The sequence below is a fragment of the Haemophilus haemolyticus genome, assembly GCF_003490595.1.
In the GTDB taxonomy this organism is placed as follows: Bacteria; Pseudomonadota; Gammaproteobacteria; order Enterobacterales; family Pasteurellaceae; genus Haemophilus; species Haemophilus haemolyticus_L.
The window spans coordinates 1-3,196 of the sequence record NZ_QQGY01000020.1; the positions used below are offsets into that span (position 1 = coordinate 1).

1 rRNA gene is annotated in these 3,196 nt (G+C 48.9%); it reads right to left on the bottom strand.

From position 1 onward, the window contains the following. A 23S ribosomal RNA gene (locus tag DV415_RS10000) occupies positions 1-2,958 on the bottom strand; the annotation flags it as partial. Positions 2,959-3,196 lie beyond the last annotated feature (238 nt).

Sequence of the window (3,196 nt, forward strand, 5' to 3'; positions counted from 1 at the left end):
CTTACACACCCTGCCTATCTACGTCTTAGTCTTAAACAACCCTTACAATCTATAAGATTGGGAGAACTCATCTCTTGGCAAGTTTCGTGCTTAGATGCTTTCAGCACTTATCTCTTCCGCACTTAGCTACCCGGCAATGCGTCTGGCGACACAACCGGAACACCAGTGGTGCGTCCACTCCGGTCCTCTCGTACTAGGAGCAGCCCCAACCAATTCTCCAACGCCCACGGCAGATAGGGACCGAACTGTCTCACGACGTTCTAAACCCAGCTCGCGTACCACTTTAAATGGCGAACAGCCATACCCTTGGGACCTACTTCAGCCCCAGGATGTGATGAGCCGACATCGAGGTGCCAAACACCGCCGTCGATATGAACTCTTGGGCGGTATCAGCCTGTTATCCCCGGAGTACCTTTTATCCGTTGAGCGATGGCCCTTCCATTCAGAACCACCGGATCACTATGACCTACTTTCGTACCTGCTCGACTTGTCTGTCTCGCAGTTAAGCTTGCTTATACCATTGCACTAACCTCACGATGTCCGACCGTGATTAGCAAACCTTCGTGCTCCTCCGTTACTCTTTGGGAGGAGACCGCCCCAGTCAAACTACCCACCAGACACTGTCCGAGACCACGTTTCGTAATCTTCGTTAGAACATCAAACGTTAAAGGGTGGTATTTCAAGGACGACTCCATAATCACTGGCGTGACTACTTCTAAGTCTCCCACCTATCCTACACATCAAAATTCAATGTTCAGTGTCAAGCTATAGTAAAGGTTCACGGGGTCTTTCCGTCTAGCCGCGGGTACACCGCATCTTCACGGCGATTTCAATTTCACTGAGTCTCGGGTGGAGACAGCCTGGCCATCATTATGCCATTCGTGCAGGTCGGAACTTACCCGACAAGGAATTTCGCTACCTTAGGACCGTTATAGTTACGGCCGCCGTTTACTGGGGCTTCGATCAGGAGCTTCTCTTTCGATTACACCATCAATTAACCTTCCAGCACCGGGCAGGCATCACACCCTATACGTCCACTTTCGTGTTTGCAGAGTGCTGTGTTTTTAATAAACAGTTGCAGCCAGCTGGTATCTTCGACCGGTTCAACCTTCAGGGGCTAGCCCTTACAATCTACGCCGGCGCACCTTCTCCCGAAGTTACGGTGCTATTTTGCCTAGTTCCTTCACCCGAGTTCTCTCAAGCGCCTGAGTATTCTCTACCTGACCACCTGTGTCGGTTTTCAGTACGGTTTAGTAAAGCCTTTCGCTTAGTGGCTTTTCCTGGAAGTGTGGTATCAGTTACTTCAGCTCCGTAGAGCCTCGTCATCATCTCTCAGTGTTAAGGAAGTCCGGATTTGCCTAAACTTCCCACCTACCAACTTAAACGCACATATCCAACAGTGCGATAACCTAACCTACTCCGTCCCCACATCGCAGCTTTACCAAGTACAGGAATATTAACCTGTTTCCCATCGACTACGCTCTTCAGCCTCGCCTTAGGGGCCGACTCACCCTGCCCCGATTAACGTTGGACAGGAACCCTTGGTCTTCCGGCGAACGGGTTTTTCACCCGTTTTATCGTTACTTATGTCAGCATTCGCACTTGTGATACGTCCAGCAACCCTCTCGAGCCACCTTCTTCCGCTTACACAACGCTCCCCTACCCAACAGACGTATCACTAATAATCCTCACTCAAAGATGCCCGACTCAACGTTCGGGTTGCTTGAACAACATTTCATGTCGCTTCGCGTCATTCCATATTGTTAATCGTAAGGCGTATTAGTGATACGCCTGATGCCGCAGCTTCGGTGCTATATTTCAGCCCCGTTACATCTTCCGCGCAGGCCGACTCGACTAGTGAGCTATTACGCTTTCTTTAAATGATGGCTGCTTCTAAGCCAACATCCTAGCTGTCTAAGCCTTCCCACTTCGTTTCCCACTTAATATAGACTTTGGGACCTTAGCTGGCGGTCTGGGTTGTTTCCCTCTCCACGACGGACGTTAGCACCCGCCGTGTGTCTCCTGAGTATCACTCTTTGGTATTCGTAGTTTGCATCGGGTTGGTAATCCGGGATGGACCCCTAGCCGAAACAGTGCTCTACCCCCAAAGGTGTCCGCTCAAGGCTCTACCTAAATAGATTTCGGGGAGAACCAGCTATCTCCCGGTTTGATTGGCCTTTCACCCCCAGCCACAAGTCATCCGCTAATTTTTCAACATTAGTCGGTTCGGTCCTCCAGTTAGTGTTACCCAACCTTCAACCTGCCCATGGCTAGATCACCGGGTTTCGGGTCTATACCTTGCAACTAGACGCCCAGTTAAGACTCGGTTTCCCTTCGGCTCCCCTATTCGGTTAACCTCGCTACAAAATATAAGTCGCTGACCCATTATACAAAAGGTACGCAGTCACCCTTTCGGGCTCCCACTGCTTGTACGTACAAGGTTTCAGGTTCTATTTCACTCCCCTCACCGGGGTTCTTTTCGCCTTTCCTTCACAGTACTGGTTCACTATCGGTCAATCAGGAGTATTTAGCCTTGGAGGATGGTCCCCCCATCTTCAAACAGGATATCACGTGTCCCGCCCTACTTCTCGTTAACTTAGTACCACAGCCTGGATGTCGAGTACGGGGCTATCACCCTGTGTCGCTAAGCTTCCCAGCTTATTCCTCTATCTCTGCTGCTATCATTAACAGGCTCTTTCGCTTTCGCTCGCCGCTACTGACGAAATCTCGGTTGATTTCTTTTCCTCGGGGTACTTAGATGTTTCAGTTCTCCCGGTTTGCCTCACTTACCTATGGATTCAGTAAGTGATAGTAGATTCTTCATCTACTGGGTTTCCCCATTCGGATATCTTGGATTAAACGCCTCTTATCGACTCATCCAAGCTTTTCGCAGATTAGCACGTCCTTCTTCGCCTCTGATTGCCAAGGCATCCACCTTGTACGCTTAGTCACTTAACTATACAACCTCAAATGTTTTCAATCACTTTACGTTTTCACTTCAAAGTGCGGTCAATTTGATGCGTATGTTCATTCAACTAAACACTTGATTGCTTTTGTTCAATCAAGATTTTATGCAAAACAGGTTTGCTTTCAGAGTTTCCTTCTCAGTTCCCTCGTTCACTTTCCTGCCTTGCCTACTCAGACTTTCTCTCGAAAATCTCTTGTTTTCAGCTTGTTTCCAATTTTTTAAAGAACA